This is a genomic window from Stutzerimonas stutzeri (genome assembly GCF_019090095.1).
Classification (GTDB): domain Bacteria; phylum Pseudomonadota; class Gammaproteobacteria; order Pseudomonadales; family Pseudomonadaceae; genus Stutzerimonas; species Stutzerimonas stutzeri_AN.
Window position 1 is genome coordinate 193,483 of sequence record NZ_JAGQFP010000003.1, and the last position, 23,110, is coordinate 216,592.

The 23,110-nt window shown below is 63.4% G+C and carries 23 protein-coding genes; 11 read left to right on the plus strand and 12 right to left on the minus strand.

Annotation, left to right across the window (positions count from 1 at the left end; translation table 11 throughout):
- Nucleotides 1-3 precede the first annotated feature (3 nt).
- Nucleotides 4-588 (minus strand): DUF4124 domain-containing protein, encoded by a 585-nt coding sequence (locus KVO92_RS20715; protein ID WP_217477475.1) that lies wholly within the window; start codon nt 586-588, stop codon nt 4-6.
- A 297-nt stretch (nt 589-885) separates the two neighbouring features.
- Nucleotides 886-1,527 (minus strand): orotate phosphoribosyltransferase, encoded by a 642-nt coding sequence (gene pyrE, locus KVO92_RS20720; RefSeq protein ID WP_217477476.1) that lies wholly within the window; start codon nt 1,525-1,527, stop codon nt 886-888.
- Between the two features lie 83 nt (nt 1,528-1,610).
- Here pyrE and KVO92_RS20725 point away from each other — a divergent pair, with 83 nt between their 5' ends.
- On the plus strand, nt 1,611-2,390 hold the full coding sequence (locus KVO92_RS20725) for an exodeoxyribonuclease III (RefSeq protein ID WP_021207186.1): 780 nt from the start codon (nt 1,611-1,613) through the stop codon (nt 2,388-2,390).
- A 62-nt stretch (nt 2,391-2,452) separates the two neighbouring features.
- Here the strand turns inward: KVO92_RS20725 and KVO92_RS20730 are convergent, their stop codons facing one another.
- Both KVO92_RS20730 and rph read right to left on the minus strand, forming a co-directional pair.
- Nucleotides 2,453-2,821: a DUF4870 domain-containing protein gene (locus KVO92_RS20730; protein ID WP_217477477.1), complete on the minus strand. Its 369-nt coding sequence runs from the start codon at nt 2,819-2,821 to the stop codon at nt 2,453-2,455.
- A gap of 16 nt (nt 2,822-2,837) precedes the next feature.
- Nucleotides 2,838-3,560, minus strand: coding sequence for a ribonuclease PH (rph, locus tag KVO92_RS20735; RefSeq protein ID WP_217477478.1), 723 nt, complete (start codon nt 3,558-3,560; stop codon nt 2,838-2,840).
- A 227-nt stretch (nt 3,561-3,787) separates the two neighbouring features.
- Between rph and KVO92_RS20740 the strand changes: the two genes are divergently transcribed.
- The 6 genes from KVO92_RS20740 (at nt 3,788) to KVO92_RS20765 (ending at nt 10,643) form a co-directional block, all read left to right on the plus strand.
- On the plus strand, nt 3,788-4,651 hold the full coding sequence (locus KVO92_RS20740; RefSeq protein ID WP_217477479.1) for a YicC/YloC family endoribonuclease: 864 nt from the start codon (nt 3,788-3,790) through the stop codon (nt 4,649-4,651).
- Nucleotides 4,652-4,718: 67 nt separating this feature from the next.
- Nucleotides 4,719-5,339 carry a guanylate kinase gene (gmk, locus tag KVO92_RS20745; protein ID WP_217477480.1) on the plus strand — a complete coding sequence of 207 codons (621 nt, stop codon included), beginning with the start codon at nt 4,719-4,721 and terminating at the stop codon, nt 5,337-5,339.
- Nucleotides 5,340-5,584: 245 nt separating this feature from the next.
- On the plus strand, nt 5,585-5,848 hold the full coding sequence (gene rpoZ, locus KVO92_RS20750; RefSeq protein ID WP_019341204.1) for a DNA-directed RNA polymerase subunit omega: 264 nt from the start codon (nt 5,585-5,587) through the stop codon (nt 5,846-5,848).
- A gap of 60 nt (nt 5,849-5,908) precedes the next feature.
- The gene (spoT, locus tag KVO92_RS20755; protein ID WP_217477481.1) at nt 5,909-8,017 is read left to right on the plus strand and encodes a bifunctional GTP diphosphokinase/guanosine-3',5'-bis pyrophosphate 3'-pyrophosphohydrolase; all 2,109 of its coding nucleotides are present in this window, start codon (nt 5,909-5,911) and stop codon (nt 8,015-8,017) included.
- 92 nt (nt 8,018-8,109) lie between these two features.
- On the plus strand, nt 8,110-8,490 hold the full coding sequence (locus KVO92_RS20760; protein WP_217477482.1) for a RidA family protein: 381 nt from the start codon (nt 8,110-8,112) through the stop codon (nt 8,488-8,490).
- Between the two features lie 35 nt (nt 8,491-8,525).
- A complete protein-coding gene (locus KVO92_RS20765) occupies nt 8,526-10,643 on the plus strand; it encodes an adenylate/guanylate cyclase domain-containing protein (RefSeq protein WP_336512660.1) in 2,118 nt (705 codons plus the stop codon).
- A gap of 7 nt (nt 10,644-10,650) precedes the next feature.
- Here KVO92_RS20765 and KVO92_RS22870 read toward each other — a convergent pair whose 3' ends face one another.
- From KVO92_RS22870 to KVO92_RS20780, 3 genes are all read right to left on the minus strand, one after another.
- On the minus strand, nt 10,651-11,250 hold the full coding sequence (locus KVO92_RS22870) for an OmpA family protein (RefSeq protein WP_217477483.1): 600 nt from the start codon (nt 11,248-11,250) through the stop codon (nt 10,651-10,653).
- Nucleotides 11,247-11,723, minus strand: coding sequence for a FecR family protein (locus tag KVO92_RS20775; protein WP_254621599.1), 477 nt, complete (start codon nt 11,721-11,723; stop codon nt 11,247-11,249). The genes KVO92_RS22870 and KVO92_RS20775 overlap by 4 nt, the downstream gene beginning before the upstream one ends.
- A gap of 159 nt (nt 11,724-11,882) precedes the next feature.
- Nucleotides 11,883-12,104 carry a hypothetical protein gene (locus tag KVO92_RS20780; RefSeq protein ID WP_217477623.1) on the minus strand — a complete coding sequence of 74 codons (222 nt, stop codon included), beginning with the start codon at nt 12,102-12,104 and terminating at the stop codon, nt 11,883-11,885.
- Nucleotides 12,105-12,604: 500 nt separating this feature from the next.
- Between KVO92_RS20780 and KVO92_RS20785 the strand changes: the two genes are divergently transcribed.
- Complete coding sequence (locus KVO92_RS20785; RefSeq protein ID WP_217477484.1) at nt 12,605-14,572, plus strand: AAA family ATPase; 1,968 nt, start codon at nt 12,605-12,607, stop codon at nt 14,570-14,572.
- A 124-nt stretch (nt 14,573-14,696) separates the two neighbouring features.
- Here the strand turns inward: KVO92_RS20785 and KVO92_RS20790 are convergent, their stop codons facing one another.
- The 5 genes from KVO92_RS20790 to KVO92_RS20810 form a co-directional block, all read right to left on the minus strand.
- A complete protein-coding gene (locus tag KVO92_RS20790; RefSeq protein ID WP_217477485.1) occupies nt 14,697-15,314 on the minus strand; it encodes a TPM domain-containing protein in 618 nt (205 codons plus the stop codon).
- 123 nt (nt 15,315-15,437) lie between these two features.
- Nucleotides 15,438-16,190, minus strand: a complete 753-nt coding sequence (locus tag KVO92_RS20795; RefSeq protein ID WP_217477486.1) for a TPM domain-containing protein — start codon at nt 16,188-16,190, stop codon at nt 15,438-15,440.
- Nucleotides 16,187-16,810 (minus strand): LemA family protein, encoded by a 624-nt coding sequence (locus KVO92_RS20800; RefSeq protein ID WP_217477487.1) that lies wholly within the window; start codon nt 16,808-16,810, stop codon nt 16,187-16,189. The genes KVO92_RS20795 and KVO92_RS20800 overlap by 4 nt, the downstream gene beginning before the upstream one ends.
- A gap of 98 nt (nt 16,811-16,908) precedes the next feature.
- On the minus strand, nt 16,909-18,132 hold the full coding sequence (locus KVO92_RS20805) for a CaiB/BaiF CoA transferase family protein (RefSeq protein WP_217477488.1): 1,224 nt from the start codon (nt 18,130-18,132) through the stop codon (nt 16,909-16,911).
- 240 nt (nt 18,133-18,372) lie between these two features.
- Nucleotides 18,373-19,554, minus strand: coding sequence for an acyl-CoA dehydrogenase (locus KVO92_RS20810; protein WP_217477489.1), 1,182 nt, complete (start codon nt 19,552-19,554; stop codon nt 18,373-18,375).
- A 183-nt stretch (nt 19,555-19,737) separates the two neighbouring features.
- On the opposite strand from KVO92_RS20810, the gene KVO92_RS20815 reads away from it, so the two are divergent.
- From KVO92_RS20815 to KVO92_RS20825, 3 genes are all read left to right on the plus strand, one after another.
- A complete protein-coding gene (locus KVO92_RS20815) occupies nt 19,738-20,643 on the plus strand; it encodes a LysR substrate-binding domain-containing protein (RefSeq protein WP_217477490.1) in 906 nt (301 codons plus the stop codon).
- 211 nt (nt 20,644-20,854) lie between these two features.
- On the plus strand, nt 20,855-22,405 hold the full coding sequence (locus KVO92_RS20820; RefSeq protein ID WP_217477491.1) for a T6SS phospholipase effector Tle1-like catalytic domain-containing protein: 1,551 nt from the start codon (nt 20,855-20,857) through the stop codon (nt 22,403-22,405).
- Complete coding sequence (locus tag KVO92_RS20825; protein ID WP_423836249.1) at nt 22,402-23,061, plus strand: DUF2931 family protein; 660 nt, start codon at nt 22,402-22,404, stop codon at nt 23,059-23,061. The genes KVO92_RS20820 and KVO92_RS20825 overlap by 4 nt, the downstream gene beginning before the upstream one ends.
- The last annotated feature ends 49 nt before the right edge of the window (nt 23,062-23,110 follow it).

Here is a 23,110-nt window from a genome sequence, read left to right on the forward strand (position 1 = left end):
AGGCTACCTGGACGGCCCTAGCAGCTCCGCGACGCGTTCGCGCTCAGCGGCAAAGCTGACTTCCGCCTGCTTACGTGCCTGCTTGTAGCGTTGGACGTCACGCTGCAGGCTGGCCTGCTCCTTGCGCAAATTTTCGATCTGCAGCAGCAGCTGCTCGGGGACCTCACGACCGGCACGCTCGTGGTTCGCGGCCTGGCTCTGCAAGTTGGCCTGCTGCGAGCGAAGCGACTGCAGATTGCCCCGCGTGATCCCGAGGACGCTATCGAGCTCGGCCAGCTTACGCACCTTGGCCCGTTCCACATCTTCGGCGCTGGCATACAAGCGCAGGAGCTGCTCATCGGAACTGGCACGCGCCTGGGCCTCGAGCAATCGCTGACGCTCCTGCGCCGTCGGGGCGGGCGGCACGACCTGGGTCACACGCCCTTGATCGGTGAGCACCTCGTAACCACGCCCGATGTACTGCGGCGGCACGCCATGCCGATCAAGGACCACAACACCCTTGTCGTCGACGTAACGATACAGCTCAGCTTGCGCGGTCATCGCGCCCAGCAGGCCCAGCAGCAACAGCGCGCCACTCCCTATCCGCATATACGCCTCTTTCCTGTTCGACCTGTCCGGTACATTCGCTCGAAGCGCCCGCGTCAATTTCCGCGAGGCCTGGGCCTCCCATCAAAGCGTTGCAGCAATAAGCACACCAACTGAGCACAACCTGTGCACTTAGGTAAAAAAGGCCGCTGTCGGCGCGAATCGCACCCCAGCAAAACGACGCTCACATCAGGCTACAGCGAACCGCCGCAAATAGTCAGATACTGACAAAGCCGACCCCAACCGCCACCACAGCCGAACGGTGGCGGGCTACGCCTGGACAGGCCGCGACTGGCGCCGTCAGATGCCGTATTGATCCCGATACGCCTCGACTGCCGTCAGGTGGCGCTTGAGCTGTTCGTCCTCGGCCAGATACTCCAGCACCTGCGCCAGTGACACGATGCTGACCACGGGCATGCCGCAGTCGCGCTCCACCTCCTGGATCGCCGACAGCTGGCCCTGGCCACGCTCCTGCCGGTTGAGCGCAATCAGCACCCCCGCCGCTTGCGCGCCCTGCGCCTGAATGATCTGCATGACCTCGCGGATGGCGGTTCCCGCGGTGATGACGTCGTCGACAATGAGCACACGACCGCGCAGGGGCGCTCCGACCAGCGTGCCGCCCTCGCCGTGATCCTTGGCTTCCTTGCGGTTGAAGCACCAGGGCAAATCACGCTGGTGATGTTCGGCCAGCGACATGGCGGTCGCTGCGGCCAAGGGAATGCCCTTGTACGCGGGCCCGAAGATGACGTCGAAATCGATTCCGCTGTCGGCGACGGCCGCTGCGTAGAAGCGGCCCAACTGCGCCAGCGCCGAGCCGGTATTGAACAACCCGGCGTTGAAGAAATAGGGACTGATGCGTCCGGATTTCAGGGTGAACTCACCGAAGCGCAGAACCCCGCGTTCGATGGCGAAGCGAATGAACTCGCGCTGGTACGCCTGCATGAAGAATATTCCCGGAAGACACTGTTTAGCTAATTGCAAAGAGCTTGGGTTATCATACACGCACGTGATTTTAGGGGCCATTTATGCGGATCATCAGCGTCAACGTGAATGGCATTCAAGCGGCGGCGCAGCGGGGTCTTCTCAGCTGGCTGCAAGCGCAGAATGCCGATGTCATCTGCCTGCAGGATACCCGCGCCTCCGTAGTAGAACTCGACGATCCGGCTTACCAGCTAGACGGCTATTTCCTCTACACCGTCGACGCCGAAATTCCGGAACAGGGTGGCGTTGCGCTGTACTCCAGACTCCAGCCAAAGGCCGTGATCATGGGCCTTGGCTTCGAGACTGCCGACCGCTACGGCCGCTACCTGCAGGCCGATTTCGACAAGGTCAGCATCGCCAGCCTGCTGCTGCCGACTGGCCGCGGTGGCGATGAGGAGCTGAATCAGAAATTCAAGTTCATGGACGATTTCGCCCATTACCTGGACAAGCAACGTCGCAAGCGTCGCGAATATATCTATTGCGGGTCGCTGTATGTCGCCCATCAGAAGCTGGACGTGAAGAACTGGCGCGACTGCCAGCAGACCACCGGCTTCCTGGCACCGGAACGCGCTTGGCTCGATGAGATTTTCGGCAACATGGGCTATGTCGACGCACTGCGCGAAGCCAGTCGCGAAGGCGATCTTTATAGCTGGTGGCCGGACACCGAACAGGCGCAGATGCTCAATCTGGGCTGGCGTTTCGATTATCAGATCCTGACCTCGGGCATGCGCCGCTTCGTGCGCAATGCTCGCCTTCCGCGCCAACCAAGATTCTCCCAGCATGCCCCGCTGGTGGTGGACTACGACTGGACGCTGAGTCTCTGATCTCGCGACTGATCGCTGGAAGGTAACGTGAGCCGCAACCCGCCAAGGGCGACGGCTTCAGGCTATTTGACGATCCGCCAGCAGAACGGGTAGCGATAAGGCTTGCCTTCGTTGGCGCGGATTCCGGCTATTACCACCAGCACCAGGGCCACCACGCTGATCAACGCCATCAGCGGGAAACCGATCAGTATCCAGGCCAGCACGCCGCAGATCATCAGCAGAATGCTGAACGTGATCTGAAAATTCAGCGCCTCCTTGCCCTGCTCGTCGACGAAGGGGTCCAGATCCTTCTTCAGCTGCCAGACGATCAGCGGCCCCAGCACATTGCCGATCATCGGCACCAGGAACCAGAAGAACGCCGAGTAGTGACAGAACATGGCCCACTGACGCGCTTGCGCAGAGGGCTGCGGTATCAGTTCCTGATCAGACATGGCGTTCTCCTTCAGATCAATCGGCTAGCGCAGCCAGTTGCAGGGCAAACAGCTCTTTCATGCCGTCCTGTGCCAACGCGAGCATGGCATTGAGCTCTGCCGGCTGGAACGGGGCGCCCTCGGCGGTGCCCTGAACTTCGATGAACCCGCCGGTGCTGGTCATCACCACGTTGAGGTCGGTTTCGGCTGCGGAGTCTTCCAGATAATCCAGATCGAGCACCGGCTCGCCCTGATACATTCCAACCGACACCGCGGCAACCATCTGCTTGAGCGGGTCGCCACCTTTCAGGCCCCCACGCTTCTTGAGCATTTTCAGCGCATCGACCAAGGCGACCATCGCGCCGGTGATCGAGGCGGTGCGGGTACCGCCGTCGGCCTGAATCACGTCGCAATCGATGTAGAGGGTGTTCTCACCCAGCTTGCTCATGTCCAGCGCGGCCCGCAGCGAGCGACCGATCAGCCGCTGGATCTCGAGGGTCCGACCGCCTTGTTTGCCGCGGCTGGCCTCGCGCTGATTACGTTCTCCCGTGGCGCGCGGCAACATGCCGTACTCGGCAGTCAACCAGCCCTGCCCTTGCCCTTTGAGGAAGCGCGGCACACCATTTTCGATGCTGGCGGTGCAGATCACCTTGGTATCACCGAACTCGACCAGCACCGAACCTTCGGCATGCTTGGTGTAGTTACGGGTGATGCGGATCGAACGCAGCTGGTCGGCGGCGCGGCCACTGGGTCGCTTCATGGGGCTTGTCCTGCTTTGTGGAGTGAGTAGCCGCCATTATAGAGGCCCCGACCACGATAAGGGCCACCGCCGAGCCAATCGCCCCGACTCGTCGGCACAGTCGCAGCGGCCCGCAACGGCCCGCAACGGCCCGCAACGGCCCGCAACGGCCAAGCCGAGGTTCAAGCGCCAATGACCGGTTTTTCCTTTACAATCTGCCGCCTTTCGCACCTATCGAGGGTTATCCGATGATCCACAGCATGACCGCCTTCGCCCGCGCCGAGCAGGCCGGCGACCACGGCACCCTCAGCTGGGAGATCCGCTCGGTGAACCACCGCTATCTGGAGCCGCACCTGCGTCTGCCGGATGCATTCCGGGAGCTGGAAGGCGCGATCCGTGAAGCGCTGCGCAAGGGATTGTCACGCGGCAAGGTCGAATGCACGCTGCGCTTTGCCGAAGACGCCGCAGGTCGCTCGATGCAGGTCGACCACGCGCGTGCCAGCCAGCTGATCGCCGCAGCCGAAAGCGTCGCCGCGCTGATCAAGCAGCCCGCTCCGCTCGATCCGCTCGAAATCCTGTCCTGGCCGGGCGTGCTGGTAGGCGACTCGGCAGATCCTCAGGCGCTCAACAGCGCTGCCCTGCAGCTGTTCCACAGCACCCTGGAAGAATTGAAGAACGGTCGCCAGCGCGAGGGCGAAGAGCTGGCTCGACTGATCAACGAGCGCCTCGATGCCATCGCGGAAGAAACCAGCACGCTACGCGCCCAGATCCCGCACATGCTGGCCGCACAACGACAGAAGATCCTCGACCGCTGCGCTGAGATGCGGGTCGAACTGGACCCGCAACGACTTGAGCAGGAACTGGTACTGCTCGCGCAGAAAAGTGACGTGGCCGAAGAATTGGACCGCCTCAGCACGCACGTCAGCGAAGTGCGTCGCGTACTGAAATCCGGCGGGGCCGCCGGTCGGCGCCTGGATTTCCTCATGCAGGAGCTCAATCGCGAGGCCAATACACTGGGTTCCAAGGCCTTCGACACACGCAGCACGCAAGCGGCGGTGAACCTCAAAGTGCTTATCGAGCAGATGCGCGAGCAAGTCCAGAACATCGAATAGCAACTACGCTTGGTCAGTGGCGATTCGGCCATCGCCGGGCCTACCCAGCAACCGTACAGAGAATCACATGTCAGCCTCCACCGGTACGCTTTATATCGTTTCCGCGCCTTCCGGGGCCGGCAAGACCAGCCTGGTCAAAGCCCTCCTCGATGCGCAACCGCACGTCCGAGTTTCGGTTTCGCACACCACGCGCCCCATGCGCCCGGGTGAGGTAGACGGGGTCAACTATCACTTCGTCAGCCGCGATGACTTCGTCGAACGCTTGGAGCGCGGTGAGTTTCTCGAGCACGCCGAAGTGTTCGGCAACCTCTATGGCACCTCGCAGCGCTGGCTCGAGCAGACCCTGAATGAAGGCTACGACCTGATTCTGGAAATCGATTGGCAGGGCGCCCAGCAGGTTCGCCGGCTGATGCCCCAGGCCAAGTCGATTTTCATCCTGCCGCCCACGCAGGAAGCCTTGCGCCAACGCCTCACCAACCGCGGACAGGACAGCGACGAAGTCATCGAGAAGCGTATGAGAGAGGCGGTCAGCGAAATGACCCACTATGTCGAATACGACTACCTGGTGATCAACGATGACTTCGCTCACGCCTTGATCGACCTGCAGGCGATCTTCCGCGCCAACCAGCTGTTGCAGGCATCGCAACAGCAACGCTTTCGCAGCCTGCTGAACGAACTGCTCGCCTGATCGCAGCCTTCCGAGCCCGCTTGAGACGAGCCCGCCAGCAGCCCACAAGCCAGGCGTATCACTCGCGCCAGCCGACCGGTCATAAGCGCAGTCAAACCAGCCGGGGCCGGGGCCGCGCGGTGATCGCTCACCCAGCGCCGGCCCGGCGGACCGTTTTACCGCTTCCCTAATGGCTGGTGATTTTTTAGACTATCCCGTCCGCTCGCCCATTCGGGCATGCTCTACCGTTATTGATGAGGAACACCATGGCCCGCGTTACCGTTGAAGACTGTCTGGACAACGTAGATAACCGCTTCGAGCTGGTCATGCTCGCCACCAAGCGCTCGCGCCAGCTGGCAACCGGCGGCAAGGAGCCCAAGGTGGCCTGGGAAAACGACAAGCCTACCGTCGTGGCGTTGCGTGAAATCGCCTCCGGACTGGTGGACTACGAGGTCATCGCACAAGACGACATCGTCGACGACGAGCCGCTGTTCGTGCAGTACGAGGAAGAACCCAACGAGGCTCTCTGATTAAATGCCAGGTCGAAGTCGAACCGCAAACACAGCGCCCAGCCGGCAAGGAGCATTCCCTTGCCAGCCATAGACGCTCTTGCCGATCGCCTGTCGACCTACCTCGGCGCAGACCAGGTCAACCTGGTGCGCCGCGCCTATTTTTACGCCGAGCAAGCCCATGACGGCCAGCGCCGGCGTAGCGGTGAAGCCTACGTCACCCACCCCCTCGCGGTAGCCAACATCCTCGCCGACATGCACATGGACCATCAGAGCCTGATGGCCGCCATGCTGCATGACGTCATCGAGGACACCGGCATCGCCAAGGAAGCGCTCACCGCGCAGTTCGGCGAAACCGTCGCCGAGCTGGTGGACGGCGTCAGCAAGCTGACCCAGATGAAGTTCGAGACCAAGGCCGAGGCCCAGGCGGAGAACTTCCAGAAGATGGCCATGGCCATGGCCCGCGATATCCGCGTGATTCTGGTCAAGCTCGCCGATCGCCTGCACAACATGCGCACCCTCGAAGTGCTGGCTGGCGAAAAGCGCCGACGCATCGCCAAGGAAACCCTGGAAATCTATGCGCCCATCGCCAACCGGCTGGGCATGCACGCCATGCGCGTGGAATTCGAGGATCTGGGCTTCAAGGCCATGCACCCGATGCGCTCGGAGCGCATCCGCGCCGCCGTGCGCCGTGCCCGCGGCAACCGCAACGAGATCGTCGAGAAGATCGAGCAATCGTTGATTCACTGCCTCGAGCGCGAAGGCCTCGGCGGCGAGGTGGTAGGCCGCGAGAAACACCTGTTCAGCATCTACAAGAAGATGCGTGGCAAGCGCAAGGCATTCAACGAGATCATGGACGTCTATGCCTTCCGCATCGTGGTCGACAAGGTCGACACCTGCTACCGCGTCCTCGGTGCGGTACACAGCCTCTACAAGCCGTTGCCCGGGCGCTTCAAGGATTACATCGCGATCCCCAAGGCCAACGGTTACCAGTCGCTGCATACCACCCTGTTCGGTATGCACGGCGTGCCTATCGAAATCCAAATCCGCACGCGCGAAATGGAGGAGATGGCCAACAACGGTATCGCCGCGCACTGGTTGTACAAATCCAACGGTGACGAGCCGCCCAAGGGTACCCACGCGCGTGCCCGCCAGTGGCTCAAGGGTGTGCTGGAGCTGCAGGAGCGTGCCGGCAATTCGCTGGAATTCATCGAAAGCGTGAAGATCGACCTGTTCCCGGACGAGGTCTACGTCTTCACGCCCAAGGGCAGCATCATGGAACTGCCCAAAGGCTCGACCGCGGTGGATTTCGCCTACGCCGTGCACACGGACGTCGGCAATACCTGCATCGCCTGTCGCGTCAACCGACGCCTGGCACCGTTGTCGCAGGCACTGGAAAGCGGCAGCACGGTGGAGATCGTGACCGCGCCAGGCGCGAGGCCGAATCCGGCGTGGCTCAATTTCGTGGTCACCGGCAAGGCTCGGACGCATATCCGCCACGCACTCAAGCTGCAGCGCCGCTCAGAGTCGATCAATCTAGGCGAACGCCTGCTGAACAAGGCCCTCACCGGCTTCGGAACGAGTCTGGAGCGCATTTCCCCAGAGCGCATCAAGGCCGTGCTCAACGAATATCAGATGGAGGTCATCGAGGACCTGCTCGAAGACATCGGGCTCGGTAATCGGATGGCCTACGTCATCGCCCGCCGCCTGCTATCCAGCGACGGCGAGCAGGCCCCGAGCGCCGAGGGGCCTCTGGCAATCCGTGGCACCGAAGGGCTGGTGTTGAACTACGCCAAGTGCTGCACGCCGATCCCTGGCGATCCGATCGTCGGCCACCTGTCGGCGGGCAAGGGCATGGTGGTGCACCTGGAGACCTGCCGAAACATCGCCGAAGTTCGCCACAATCCCGACAAATGCATCCAGCTGTCCTGGTCCAAGGACGTCACGGGCGAGTTCAACGTGGAGCTGCGCGTCGAGCTGGAGCATCAGCGCGGCCTGATCGCCCTGCTGGCAGGCAGCGTCAACGCAGCGGACGGCAACATCGAGAAGATCGGCATGGACGAGCGCGACGGCCGAATCAGTGTCGTTCAGCTGGTGGTCAGCGTGCATGACCGGGTGCATCTGGCCCGGGTGATCAAAAAGCTTCGGGCGATCAAGGGTGTCATGCGCATCACCCGCATGAAGGCCTAGCGACGCCGCCTGTTCCACCCTCGTCATGGGGCTTTTGCCCGCTCGCGCCAGCCCGTATCCTCTGGGGCCGCACTCTTCTATCGGAGCACTCCATGAGCAAGACCGTGATCAACACCGAAAACGCCCCCGCCGCCATCGGCACCTATTCCCAGGCGATCAAGGCCGGCAACACCGTCTACCTGTCCGGCCAGATCCCGCTGGATCCGAAGAGCATGGAGCTGGTGGAAGGCTTCGAAGCACAGACCGTGCAGGTGTTCGAAAACCTCAAGGCCGTGGCCGAAGCCGCCGGCGGCTCGCTGAAGGACATCGTCAAGCTCAACATCTTCCTGACCGACCTGGGTAATTTCGCCACGGTCAACGAAGTCATGAGCCGCTACTTCCAGCAGCCCTACCCGGCCCGCGCGGCCATCGGCATCGCCGCGCTGCCCAAGGCCGCACAGGTCGAAATGGACGCCGTTCTGGTACTCGACTGAACCTGACGCCATCTGACGACGCGACCGGCTGCGGCGTGAGTTCGACCACACCGTCCGGCACGCTGGCGTCGCGGCTGTTGCTGGCGTTCGCCGGCCTGCTCGCCGCCTGCGTGCTGTACCTCGCCGAGCCGCTGATGCTGCAGAGCCTGCGCAACAGCCTGTTCGACCAGTATCAGCGATGGCAACCCAGACCGGCGCCGGCGCAGAGCCTGGTGCGTGTGGTCGATATCGACGAAGCCAGCCTCGCCCGCCTTGGCCAGTGGCCCTGGCCGCGCGATGTGCTGGCGCGTCTGCTGGAGCGTCTGCAGCAGGCCGGCGCAGCGGTGGTGGTCTTCGACGTGCTGTTCGCCGAACCGGATCGCAGCTCCCCGTCGCGCATTCTCGAGCGAGCGGACCTGCGACCGGAGGTTGCCGACGCGCTGACCAACCTGCCCGACCCTGATCGGCAATTCGCCGACGCGCTCATGGGGCAATCCTCGGTCCTCGGCTTCGCCGCCATCCCCACACCCTCGCGCAACACGCCGATTAGCCGCTTCGGCGTGCGACTGGGCAAAGACGCAAAGCCCGCCGCGTTCTCGACCTACGCCGGGACCATCCCTGCACTGCCCCTGCTCGAGCGCGCGGCAAAGGGCAGCGGCGCCATGACCTTCCGCCCCGACGCCGATGGCGTGGTCCGGCGTGTCCCGGTGATGATCCGGGTCGGCGAGCAGCTGCTTCCCTCGCTATCGGCCGAAGCGTTGCGCGTCTACCTGGGGCAGGCGCTTTATCGTGTCGAGACCACCAAGGGCGGTGCGGTCGAGCGAGTCGGCATCGGTCGCCTGACGCTGCCGACCAACCGCCGGGGTGAGCTGTGGCTGCACTACCGTCGCGACATGAGCGCGCAGGTGCTGCCGGCGTGGCGCGTGCTGGAGGGCAGCGTGACCAAGCTCCTCGAGGGCAGCATCGTGCTGGTTGGCAGCTCGGCTCAGGGGCTGCAGGACCTGCGTTTCGGCCCGCTCGGCGCGATGCTTCCCGGCGTCCAGGTGCATGCGCAAGCGATTGAACAGGCGCTGGCCGGCACATCCTTGCAGCGCCCGGTCTGGGCGGCTCCGGCCGAAGCCCTGAGCCTGCTGCTGAGCGGGCTGCTGTTAAGCCTTCTGACCTTGAGCAGTGGTGCGGTCACCGCGGCGTGGGTCGCTGCGGCACTGGTAGCGGCGCTGAATGCCGCGGCCTGGTGGGCCTATTCGCGTCACGGCCTGCTGCTCGACGCGCTGACGCTGTCGATCGGCTTGCTGCTGGTTTACCTCGGCGCCAGCCTGGCGCGGCATCGCGCTAGCGAGCGACAGCAGCGCTGGGTACGGGATGCCTTCTCACGCTATATCTCACCGAACCTGGTTGGCCATCTGGTGCGCCATCCCGAGCAGCTGCATCTGGGGGGCGAACGCCGCTGCTGCAGTTTCGTGTTCACCGACATCACCGATTTCACCGCTTTGATGGAGCGAGAGTCGCCAGAGCAGGTGGTGGGGATGCTCAATGAATACCTCGAAGGCATCATTCAGATCGCCTTTCGCCATGAAGGCACGCTCGAACGCATCGTCGGCGACGGCATGGCGATCCTCTTCTCGGCACCGCTGATCCAGCCCGACCACAAGTCCCGCGCTCTGGCCTGCGCCCTGGAAATCCGTCGATTCACCCGCGGCTACACCAAGGTCCAGCAAGCCGCCGGCCTGCCCTTGGGACGTACCCGCATCGGCGCCCATTGCGGCGAGGTCGTGGTGGGTAACTTCGGCGGATCGACGCTGTTCGACTACCGCGCCCTGGGCGATGCGGTCAATGTCGCGGCGCGTCTGGAAGGCCTGAACCGCTACCTGGGCACCGACCTCTGCGTGTCGCAGGACATCCGCAGCGCCAACCCGGACGTACCGATGCGGACGATTGGTGACGTATGGCTCAAGGGCAAGGCCGTCCCCATCCGCCTTTACGAGCCCTGCGCAGGCACCTGCGACAAGGACTACGACGCGGCCTACGCACTGCTTGCCAGCGAGCATGAACAGGCCGTCCAGGCGTTCGAGCGGCTCCATGCCGAGCGCCCGGACGATGCCCTGGTGCACTATCAGTTGCAGCGCCTGAAGACCGGCCAGCGCGGCGAGCGCATTCTGATGACGGAGAAGTGAAGCAGGCTCAGCGAATGCTGACCTCCACCCGGCGGTTACGCGGCTCGGCCACGCCATCGGCTGTTTGAATCAGCAGGTTGCGCTCCCCGTGCGAGGACACGCTCAGCTCAATCATATCGACCGCCTGCGCACGCAGCCGATCAGCCACCGCGCGCGCGCGGATCAGGCCGAGCCGCTCGTTCCAGACCGGACCGCTGAGCGTATCGGTATGGCCGATCACCGAGACGGCGGACGGCCCACGCAGGCGGATTGCCTCGACCACCTGGGCGAAGGCGCGCTCCGATTCCTCGGTCAGCTCGGCGCTGCCGATACCGAAATACAACTGAAAGCGTTGCGGCAATGCCGGCTGCGCCGCCAGCGCCGCCGAGAAGTCGCGAGTGATGCGCAGCTGGCTGACCGTAAACGGGCCGGAACCGCCGCCTTGACCACCAATCACCAGGCCCTGATGACTGCGGTCGATCCGCGTCTGGCCCTTGGCATCGTCGACTACGACCGCGCCGGTACTGCCGTCCGGGCTCTCCAGCAGCACGACATAGTCGCCGGTTGCACAACCGCCGGACAGCGCAAGACAGAGCGACAACAACAGCGAACGCAGCGATATGCTCACGGGCCGACCTTCACCAGGAAATGAGTGCCGCGCACGCCGATGGTGCCCGAGGGTGTCTTCAGCTCTACCGCTTCGGGCTTGAGCTTGGCAATGACGCCGGAGATGAAGTTCAAGGTGCCCCGGCTGATACGCGCGCTCAAGCGCAGCGCCTCGTGGGCCGGCTCGAACGCGTATTCATCGACGGTGAACTCGCTGTTGGGCCCGAACGACATCACCGTGCTGTCGCTGAGCGTCACGCCCAATGAGCCGTTGGCACCGGTGCGCAGCACCGCGCCGAGCACCACCGCCTGGCCGACGGCCGCCTCGATGGTCTGGCCGCGGCTGGTAACCGTCGCCTCGCCCTGCACCTTCATGATGTAGCCGATCGGCTCGATCGACGCTTGCGCCTGCCCAAGCGAGGGCACCAGCAGGCAAACGACCCATAGCATCCGGACGCTGTACCGCATGGCGCCGAGGCGCTCCCAGATCATCATGTCCACTCTCCGTCATGGCTTGCCGACACTCGAGTGCTGCGCAAGGACCCGAGCCGCAACCGCAGCCTGGCGCCCAGCGAGCCAACGCCGCAGGATGCCGGATGCCGCTAGCGTAATACAAGCGCAACGGCCATGCGGCCGCCGGTGACTAGAGATCGGCTAGACCGCGGCGAACCGTCCTGCAGGCCGTGCGGCGCCGCTGTCCCATAAGTTCTGATCGGCGAGCTGGCAGGTATCGACATAACGCGGCACGCCATTGACCGCTTCCAGCTCGGTCATGCCGGCGAGCTGGCTGACGATGCGGTAGCGCTGGCCGGCGGTTTTGTCTTGCAGCGGATAGAGCGCGGCGATCTGCTGCGCAAGTTCGGTGAGGGTGGACATGGTGCGGGGACTGCTCTGGGTGCGAAAGGCAGGCTGTTTACTACGAAAGCTCCGCGTTTTCGCGCGCCATCCGACGTCCAGCAGGCCACTCATCGGATACCGCCAGATTCTCTCGCCGAAGGGCCCCCGATCGCCGCCGCTGGCGCTAACGCGGCTTGCCAACCCTCACGTTAGAGCGACCGGACGAGCCCGTCGTGCTTTCCCAGCGCAGCCCCTGCGTAGTTCATCGGCGCCGTTTCGTTCCGCGACCGACCGGTCATTCGTCGCAAAACTGCCCGCCGTCCGTCGCCAAGCCGTGCGGATGATGGCACTTGACGTATCCTCGCCGGCTATCGGGAGCCGACGCTTCCGCTCGGCGGTCCGGCATATAAATCGCATCCCACCAAGCCTGTACTGCCCAGCGTCACCCTATTGGCGCTCGCGGGTTTTCCCGTGAACAACTGTGGTCCGCCTCCCGGCGGTTGTTAGTCGAAACATCGGGCTTCCCGATTGGATGTGAAATGAAGACACCACGTCTGCTCCAAGGTCGTCGCGGCCTTGCGCTTCCCGTTTTGCTGGCGATGGTCATCGCTGCCTGTCTGGCCTACTGGCAATTCAAGCCCGGCATACCTGCCACGCCGCCTGCGGGCGCCGCGGCCAGCATGCTCGAAGCCCTGCGTGAATCCACCGCCCCCTGGGATGCCGACCGTCGGGACCTCTCGGCGCTCATGGGCGACCTGCGTGGCGCCACCATCGCCAGCGCCGCCCTGGGCAAGCACGCCGTCTATGTAAGCTTGATCGACGGCCAGCGCTATTGGGTGCCGGATCAGTCCAGCCGGGTCGCCAAGCTGTTGCTCGACCAGTACGCCGGCAGCGAAGGGCAGCTGTTCCCCCTGACCCTGTTCGAAACCGACGGCGAAGCACCCTGGTACAAAGCGCTGCTGCCCTACGCGCCCTTCATTCTTCTGTTAGCCGGTGCGCTCGGCTATCTGGCGATCAAGAGCCAGGCGTTCCGCGTGCAGCGCAAAGGCAGCGGCATCGCTTTCGCCGATGTGATCGGTGCCAGCGAGGCCAAACAGGCCCTGAGCGACGTCACCGCCTACCTGCGCGACCCTGCCGCCTATGCGGAACTGGGAGCCCGGCCACCGAAGGGCGTATTGCTGACCGGCGAGCCCGGCACCGGCAAGACCCAGCTGGCCAAGGCGCTGGCGACCGAATCCAATGCCAGCTTCATCCAGGTGACCGGCAGCGACTTCTCCTCGATGTATTTCGGCGTCGGCATCCAGAAGGTCAAGGCGCTGTTCCGCACGGCCCGCAAGCAGGCGCCCTGCATCATCTTCATCGACGAGATCGACGGCATCGGCAAACGCGCCGAACAGCAGCGTTCCAGCGATGCCGAGAGCAACCGCATCATCAACCAGTTTCTCGCCGAGATGGATGGTTTCGATGGCGCCAGCGGCGTGCTGGTGCTGGGTGCCACCAACTTCCCCAACTCGCTGGACCCGGCGCTGGTGCGCGAGGGCCGCTTCGACCGCTCCATCGCCGTCGGGCTGCCAGGCCTGGCCGACCGCGAGGCGCTGTTCCGCCTCTATGCCGGCAAGATCCGCGCCGAGCAGGACCTTGATTTTGCCCAGCTGGCACGCAACACCGTCGGCCTGACGCCCGCTGCCATCGCCTACATCGTCAACCATGCCGCGCTGCTTGCCGCCCGCGGGGCTGCGAAAACCGTGACCATGGCGCACTTCGTCGACGCGGTGGAAACCTGCCGCATCGGCGAGCAACCCACGGGCGTGACGCCGATGTCGCCGACCGACCGCAAGCGCATCGCCGTGCACGAGGCCGGCCATGCGCTGGTCGCCGCCGCACTGAAAGTCGGCCGCGTGGAAAAGGTCACCATCCTGCCGCGTGGCCAGGCGCTGGGCGTCACACTGGTAACGCCGGTGGAGGACAAACGCCTGCACATGGAGTCCGAGCTGCGCAATCGCATCCAGATGCTGCTGGCCGGGCGCGGTGCCGAGCAACTGTATTTCCACGAGGTGTCCTCCGGCGCCGGCCAGGACCTGCAGGAAGCCTCCAAGATCGCGCTATCGATGGTCGGTGCGCTGGGCATGGGACCCAACGGTTCGCTGCTGAGTCTGCAGGCCGTGCGTGACGCGCACATCGAATTCGATTCTGGCGAATCCATCCGCGCGGCGGACAACCTGCTCAAGCAGCTGGATCGCGACTGCATGGCGCTGCTGCAACGGTTGAAGCCGGCGCTGGACGAGGTTGCAGATCGTCTGTTGGCAGAAGAAACCGTGCCCGGCGAGGAGGTGCTGGCGGCCATCGAGCGTTTGCCCCAGCAGCATCACGAGGCCAGCGTCAGCTCGATCATTGGCCACGCCATGAGCACCATCGACCGCGTCGCAGCCAGCGCCATGGAGAACGACCCTTACCTGGACCTGGCGCCAATCGAACAACCCGACGACGATGGGCCGGGGATGGTGTAGCAGGCGCTACTGGGCGGAATGCCCCGCGGTAGAAGCCGTTGAAGGGAAGCCGGCGCAAGGCAACGCGCGCCAGCCTCCCGCCTTTCAGCTACCGGCTACCAGCGTGTTGCTCGTTTTCGCCCCGTTAATCGATCACCACCAGATGGTTCGGTAGCTCGTTGCGCTCATGCGTGGCGGGAACATGTTCCCTGAGCAGGGCACCGCAGGATTCGATACAGCCAAGAAAGCCTTCCAGCACCCGACCGTTGCCCACCTCAGCGGTAAAGGTGTCGACGATCGACGCCCAGGCGCCGTTATCGATACGGCTGGAAATGCCCTGGTCCACCAGTATTTCCACGTAACGCTCGGCTTCGGAGACAAAGATCAGCATGCCGGTACCCGCCTCGGTGTGGTGCAGGTTCAGCTCAATGAACTGGCGCCGCGCCAGATTGCAGGCACGCCAATGCCGCACCGAGCGCGGGATCAGCCGGCTGGTCAGGCTGGGAATGCGAAATATCGCCGCCAGCACGATAAAGGTCAGCCACTGCACGAGCAGCAGCTGCCAGGCCGCCAGCCAGCCGGTGAAGAACAGCAGCGCCCCGGGCAGCAGCAGCGCCAACAGGCTGGCCCAGAGCAAGGGGATGTACCGGTAGTCATCGGCCTGGCTGGCCAGCACGGTGACCAACTCGGCGTCGGTTTCACGCTCGATGCGGCCGATGGCATCGGCTACCTGTCGCTGTTCGCTTTCTGTCAGTAAGGTCATTGCGTTTTCATCGTTGAGAAAGTTGCCGCGGTGCGGCTCGCCTGGCTAGCCGTGTCCAGAGAACGGGCCACTGCACGGCAGCGGCCACCCCATCCGCGGGCGGTAACCGATCCAGAGCCACCGTCACCAGCCACCGGATGCGCCGCCGCCACCAAAGCCGCCGCCACCGCCACCGAAGCTACCCCCACCGCCGAAGCCACCGCCGCCACCGCGGCCCATGCCGCCGAGCAGTGCGCCAAGCAGCATGGCACGGCCGGCGCCACGACCACCGCCGCGGCCGCCACGGCCACCGCCGATGACAAAGATCGCCACCAGCATCAGGAAGAATCCAAGGATGCCGAGCCCGCCCGGCTCCTGCGCGCCCATTGGCATGGCCGGGGCCGCTGTTTGCAACGGGTCGCCGCCGAGCACCTGAATCATCGCGGCAGCGCCGTCGGTAATGCCGCGGGTGAAATCGCCCTCGCGGAAGGCCGGCGTGATGATGCGGTTGATGATGACCGAGGACTGGGCATCGGTCAGCCGCCCCTCCAGCCCATACCCCACTTCGATGCGCACCCGCCGATCATCCCGCGCGACGATGAGCAGCGCGCCATTGTCCTCGCCTTTCTGCCCGATACCCCAGGCGCGACCCAGCGCGACGCCGAACTCTTCGATGCTGCGGCCTTGCAGGTTCGGCACGGTGACCACCACCACCTGCTCGCCGCTGGCCTTCTCATGGGCGGCGAGCATGCCGGTCAAGCGTGCTTCGGCCTGCGTATCGAGCAGCTCGGCGCGGTCCACCACGCGCCCGGTAAGGGGCGGCAGCTCGAGCGCCTGGGCAGCGAGACCGCTCGCCCAGACGAGCAGCGCGAAGATCAGCGGCAGGCGAAAGGTCATTGAAACTGCACTTTTGGCGCCTGATTGGCGTTCTCGGTAGTCGCCTCGAAGTTCTCGCGGATCGGCATGTCGCTGTACATCAGGGTGTGCCAGATGCGACCGGGGAACGTGCGGATCTCGGTGTTGTAACGCTCCACCGCCGCAATGAAGTCACGGCGAGCCACGGCGATACGGTTCTCGGTGCCCTCGAGCTGCGATTGCAGGGCAAGGAAGTTCTGGTTGGATTTGAGATCCGGGTAGCGCTCGGACACCGCCATCAACCGGCTCAGGGCGCCCGTCAGCTGGCTCTGCGCCTGCTGGAACTGCTGCATCTTCTGCGGATCGTCGAGGTCATCGGCACTGATCTGGATCGACGTCGCCTTCGCTCGCGCCTCGGTCACGGCCGTGAGGGTGTCCTGTTCCTGGCGGGCATAGCCCTTGACCGTCTCGACCAGGTTGGGAATCAGGTCCGCGCGGCGCTGGTACTGGTTCTCGACCTGGGACCAGGCCGATTTCACCTGCTCGTCATACTGCGGGATGTTGTTGATGCCGCAGCCGGCCAACAGCCAGGACATGAACAGGACAGCCGTGAGCTGCCAGGTAATACGTAAACGCTGCGTCTGCATGATTCGCTCGTCCATCCAAAAAACCAGAGTACAGGAATAAGGATAGCCGAGCGGTGCGAGAGTTCAGCGCGGCAGGGCCGGCAGGCCTGGTTGCCGGCCCTCAGCGGGAGCGGTCAGATCACGCCCGACTGCCGCAAGGAAAGGATCTTGTCGAAGCCCAGGCCGAGCAGCCCCTGCAGGATGGCTTCGCTATGCTCGCCGAGTACGGGCGGCGCCTTGCGGTACGCCACCGGTGTCTCGGACAGACGAATCGGACTGGCCACCTGCGGCACGCTGCCGGCCAGTGGATGCGGCATGTCCACACGCAGCCCCCGCGCCAGCACCTGCGGATCGGCAAACACCTGCGCCAGATCGTTGATCGGCCCACAGGGCACGCCGGCCCGCTCGAGCAGCGCGACCCATTCGGCCGTGGTGCGGAACACCGTGACCTGGCGGATCAGTGGGATCAGTTCCTTGCGATGGGCGACGCGCGCCTTGTTGCTGGCAAAACGCGGATCATCGGCCCATTCGGGATGCCCGGCGGCTTCGGCGAACTTGCGGAACTGTCCGTCGTTGCCGATGGTGAGAATGATGTCACCGTCCGCCGTCGGGAAGTCCTGGTAAGGCACGATGTTGGGATGGGCGTTGCCCATGCGCTTGGGCGCGACGCCAGTGGTCAGGTAGTTCATCGCCTGGTTGGCCAGGCAGGCGACCTGCACGTCCAGCAGCGCCAGCTCGACATGCTGACCGACGCCGGTCTGCTCGCGGCTATTGAGCGCAGCCAGCACGCCGACGGTGGCGTAGAGCCCGGTGAGGATGTCCGTCAGCGCCACGCCGACCTTGACCGGGCCGGCGCCCTCCTCATCCTCGGCGCGGCCGGTCAGGCTCATCAGGCCGCCAAGGCCCTGGATCATGAAGTCGTAACCCGCGCGCGCAGCATAGGGGCCGTCACTGCCGAAGCCGGTGATCGAGCAGTAGACCAGCTTCGGATTGATCGCTTTGAGGCTCTCGTAATCCAGTCCGTAGGCCGCCAACCCACCAACCTTGAAGTTCTCCAGCAGCACGTCGCACTGCGCCACCAGGTCGCGGATGATCCGTTGGCCTTCGGGCTTGGTGAAATCCAGCGTCAGCGATTGCTTGTTGCGGTTGGCCGACAGGTAATAAGCGGCTTCCGAGGTGTTTTCGCCCTGCTGGTCCTTGAGGTACGGCGGCCCCCAGTGACGGGTGTCGTCGCCCGTGCGCGGGCGCTCGACCTTGATCACCTCGGCGCCGAGATCACCGAGGATCTGCCCACACCAGGGGCCGGCGAGCACGCGCGACAGGTCGAGGACGCGGATATGAGACAAGGCACCAGACATGGCTATTTCTCGGTAAGGCGGTTGAGATGGACGAAGCGCTAAAGCGGCAAACCCAAACACGGGTTACCGCCTACGGGCGTTAGGTTTCGTGTAGGAGCGAGCTTGCTCGCGCCTACCAGACCGGTCGACTACGTAGGGTGGATGATGCTCCACCCATCCACCCATCCACCCATCGGAGTTGGGGCTATCGGCGGAGCGGAAGGTGGATGAAAAGAGCGTCATCCACCCTACGACCACGGCTCAGAAAAACGCCTGGATACCGGTCTGCGCACGGCCGAGGATCAGCGCGTGCACGTCATGGGTACCCTCGTAGGTATTGACCACCTCGAGGTTGACCAGATGCCGGGCCACCCCGAACTCGTCGCTGATACCGTTACCGCCCAGCATGTCGCGCGCCAGGCGCGCCACGTCGAGCGCTTTGCCGCAGCTGTTGCGCTTCATGATCGAGGTAATCTCCACCGCCGCGGTGCCCTCGTCCTTCATCCGGCCGAGGCGCAGGCAGCCTTGCAGCGCCAGGGTGATCTCGGTCTGCATGTCCGCCAGCTTCTTCTGGATCAGCTGGTTGGCCGCCAGCGGACGGCCGAACTGCTGGCGGTCCAGCGTGTATTGGCGCGCGGTGTGCCAGCAGAACTCGGCCGCGCCCAGCGCGCCCCAGCTGATGCCGTAACGGGCCGAATCCAGGCAGGTAAAGGGACCACGCAGGCCGCGCAGGTCGGGGAAGGCGTTCTCTTCCGGGCAGAACACGTTATCCATGACGATCTCGCCGGTGATCGATGCACGCAGCCCGACCTTGCCGTGAATCGCCGGTGCGGACAGGCCTTCCCACCCCTTCTCCAGCACGAAGCCGCGGATGGCGCCCTCGTCATCCTTGGCCCAGACCACGAACACATCGGCGATCGGGCTGTTGGTAATCCACATCTTGGCACCGGACAGGCGATAGCCGCCGTCGACCTTCTTGGCGCGGGTGACCATCGAACCCGGGTCGGAACCGTGGTTGGGCTCGGTCAGGCCGAAGCAGCCGATGTATTCACCGGTCGCCAGTTTGGGCAGGTACTTCTGCTTGGTCGCTTCGTTGCCGAACTCGTTGATCGGCACCATGACCAGCGAGGACTGCACGCTCATCATCGAGCGATAGCCGGAATCGATGCGCTCGACCTCGCGAGCGATCAGGCCGTAACACACGTAGTTCAGGCCGCTGCCGCCGTAGGCTTCGGGAATGGTTGCGCCGAGCAGGCCGGTATCGCCCATCTCGCGGAAGATCGCCGCATCGGTGCGCTCGTGGCGGAAAGCTTCGAGCACGCGCGGCGCCAGCTTGTCCGCGGCGAACTGCTGCGCGCTGTCACGCACCATGCGCTCTTCATCGGTGAGTTGCTGATCGAGCAGCAGCGGGTCGATCCAGTTGAAGCTTGCTTTGCCGGCCATGAGTGGTCCTCTTGTCGTAGACGGTGAACCGGGCACGGGCCCGGCACAGCATTCGGATGGATTGATCCTAGAAGCTGCGGCGCCAGGCAGCAAACGAGTTATTCGCAACGACCTGTGCGCTTTACTCACTCCAGCGTATGCTTATCCGCCTGAATATTCGGTTATTAGTGAGGCAGTCGCATAATGCGCCGCAAGATCCCCAGCACCGCTGCATTGATCGCCTTCGAAGCGGCGGCGCGCCATCAGAGTTTCACCCGTGCCGCCGAGGAACTGGCGCTGACCCAGAGCGCCATCTGCCGGCAGATCGGTGGGCTGGAAGAATTCCTTGGACTGGAGCTTTTTCGCCGCTCGCGGCGTGGGGTGAAGCTGACCGAGGCCGGCCAGTCCTATGCGCGCCGGGTCGCCACCCAACTCGACGCGGTGGAGCGCGATACGCTGTCGGTGATGGGTCAGCGAGGCGCAATGACCATCGAACTGGCGCTGGTGCCGACCTTCGGCACCCAGTGGTTGTTGCCGCGGTTGCGGCAGTTCCAGACGCTGCATCCGGAGATTACCGTCAACCTGACCAACCGCACCCGCCCGTTTCTCTTCGCCGATACCGAATTCGATGCGGCGATCTACTTCGGCGATGGCGACTGGTCCGGCACCGCGGCGCATCGACTGATGCCGGAGCATTCACTCCCAGTGTGCAGCCCCGCCTTGCTCGGCGGGGCCGACCAGCTCAGCGCCGCGACCATTGCCGAAATGCCGCTGTTGCAGCAGACCACCCGCCCCTATGCCTGGCGCCAGTGGTTCGACTCGCTGGGGCTGAAGGTTGCGCGGGACATGACCGGACCGCGTCTGGAGCTGTTCTCCATGCTGGCCCAAGCCGCCGAACATCAGATGGGCATTGCGCTGATACCGCCCTTTCTGATCCAGCGCGAACTGGCAGAAGGCCGTCTGGTGATCGCGCACCCGCATTCGTACCGCCGCGAGGATCAGGCCTACCACCTGATGATTCCCGAGCGGCGGGTGGAATCCGCAGCCTTGAATGCCTTTCGCGACTGGCTTCTGAACGAAGCCCGCGTCTGGGTGGCGCAGCAGGCCTAAGCCGCACCCTGCACTTCCGCCGGCTCGAATTAACGGTTTCCATCCGGAACCACAACGTCGATCGCTTGGTTTGTGAACGGCCTGCTTGTAACGGTCGTCGCCATCCGCCTTACTACCGAGCGCGCCATTACCAGCAAGGATGCAAGACCAGCGGCGGCGCCTGCGTGTCGCCCGAACGCAGCAGCACTTCAACCATGGACAGGTAGAGAAGATGAGTGGCTATGTCCCCAATATCCCCCGAGCCAAACGAGAAGCCGAGCTCAGAGACGTCGAGCCAATTGACGTGCATGCCAAACACTGGGCCGAGTACGAACGTCACGCCAAGCAACCGGCCAAACCGGCCGAGAAAACCAAGCTGACTCTGCGCATCGGCGTCTTTTTCGACGGCACCGGCAACAACGCCACCAACTCAGCCCTCGGCCTGGCCTGTGGGGCGCAACATCCGATTCAGCCAGAAGATATGGACGCCAGCTGCAAGCCGTATATGGCTGATCCGGATAGCAGTTATGGGAATGACATAACGAATATCAAGAAGCTTAGTGAGCTTTACTTCGCCCCACCGGCACTCGAGGGCGACCAACCGCAGAAGCAAGCCTATCGAAGGTTGTATATCGAAGGTATTGGCACCGCCGCAGCTGAGAGTGACAGCCTATTAGGTGCGGGTATGGGCAGAGGACCGACAGGTGTATCCGGTAAAGTGGAGGAAGCGTTTAGCCGAATTAAAGGCTTGGTAGACGAGCTACACGCCCAGAATCCAGACAGCGAAATCAGCGCTCTAACTTTCGATAGTTTTGGATTTAGCCGTGGTGCCGCGGCAGCGCGCCATTTTGCCAATGAGATTGTTCGGGGCAAGCAAGGCCCATTACGGATAGCACTAGAAAACACCAAGGCGTTCAGCTCGACATTCATTGGCCGCTATCGACAAGACATAGAGATGGGATTCATTGGCCTTTTCGATACCGTGGCGTCTGTCGGCGGACTCGCAAACCTCGGATACATCCGAAGCTCGATTACGCCAGGGCTGAATCTTTATCTTTCTCCTAAGCACTTTAGCAATGTGGTTCATCTAGTAGCTCGTGACGAAGTCCGAGCGAACTTTCCGCTGAGTACGGTGAAACCGGACCACACCGAAATCGTCCTGCCCGGCGCGCACTCTGACATTGGTGGAGGCTATCTGAGCGAAGCACAAGAGTGCGTGCTGGTCACGCCCATGCAGGCGCTAACTACGGCGCAAGGCGTCGATGTTGCAACCACGTCAATCCACCGGGACGCTGAATTAGCCAAACAGCAGCTGATTGATGATGGTTGGCCAGAGTCAATGCTCGAAATCGTCACCCCGGAAGCTCAGTTACTCCCCATCGATGTACAGGATCACCTCGCGCCCCGGCAACAGCGGGTCTATGCCGCGCTGCAACTACGACGCCAAGTCAGGGGAGAACTATCGCGAGTGTACTTACGCGTCATGTATGACCTGGCCAAGCGGGGCGGAGTTAAATTCGATGAGATCGATCAGCACGATCCCAGCTACGCTCTGCCAGCCGAACTCGACGCAGTATGCGCGCGCTTCCTAGCCGGTGATTACCAAACAACCTCCGCCGAAGAAGAAATGCTGAGAAGCCGCTACGTCCATATATCCGCACACTGGAATAAACCGATCGGTAAACGCACCCATTCCGGCGCCAGCCTCGTTTACATCAATGCGCCAAGCCCAGATGGAGCTCGCCGACACCATGTCCACGCACCTGAGTGGGAATTGCTGTGATTAAAATCATTCTAATTGCGCTGGCCGCGATACTGACTTGCGGTTGCCAAACGAGCGATACCTCGACTGGCGAGCACGACCCCAAAGCCAGGTGGTGGAGCCTTGAGTTCTTTGGGCCTAACTACATGATTGGCTGGGTCGAAGCCAGCCTGGTCGAAGACGTCACTGGTCGGACGTTTAACCACGGAAGCGGCGGCGTTATAGGTAACGGCAACCCCGGTGATTCGGAGGAAACCGCCAGGGGCTGGGTTGGCGGGATAGGCGGAAACAATAGAGCGGTCGTTGGCGCCGACCTACCGAAACGGATCTACGTGCGCTGGCAATCTGCGGTCGAGCCGCAAACCTACCGGGCCTGGATCGATATAGGCGACGAAGCCAGGCAAATTATGTACGACTCCACCCATCAGCGCTGCAAAGCGACGCCTGAACGAACGGCGCGTTACATGGCGGCGCTCTACCTTGGGCTTGCCCCAGGAGGAGTCATACAAGCATGGGCGATGGACAGTTGCGGACAACCGATAAAGATTGCCCGCGGCCAGGCCGAAATAGAGCCGCTGGGCCCGCACCTCGGAAAGTCAGGCGGCCATTACTATCCGCAGTCAGAAGCATCTAAACGGTACGTAGAAAAGCACGGTATCCCTTACGGGAGCTGGTGAATCCACGCTTGGATGACAAGTACCTCGGCCCCGGCTCATGTTCTCTAAA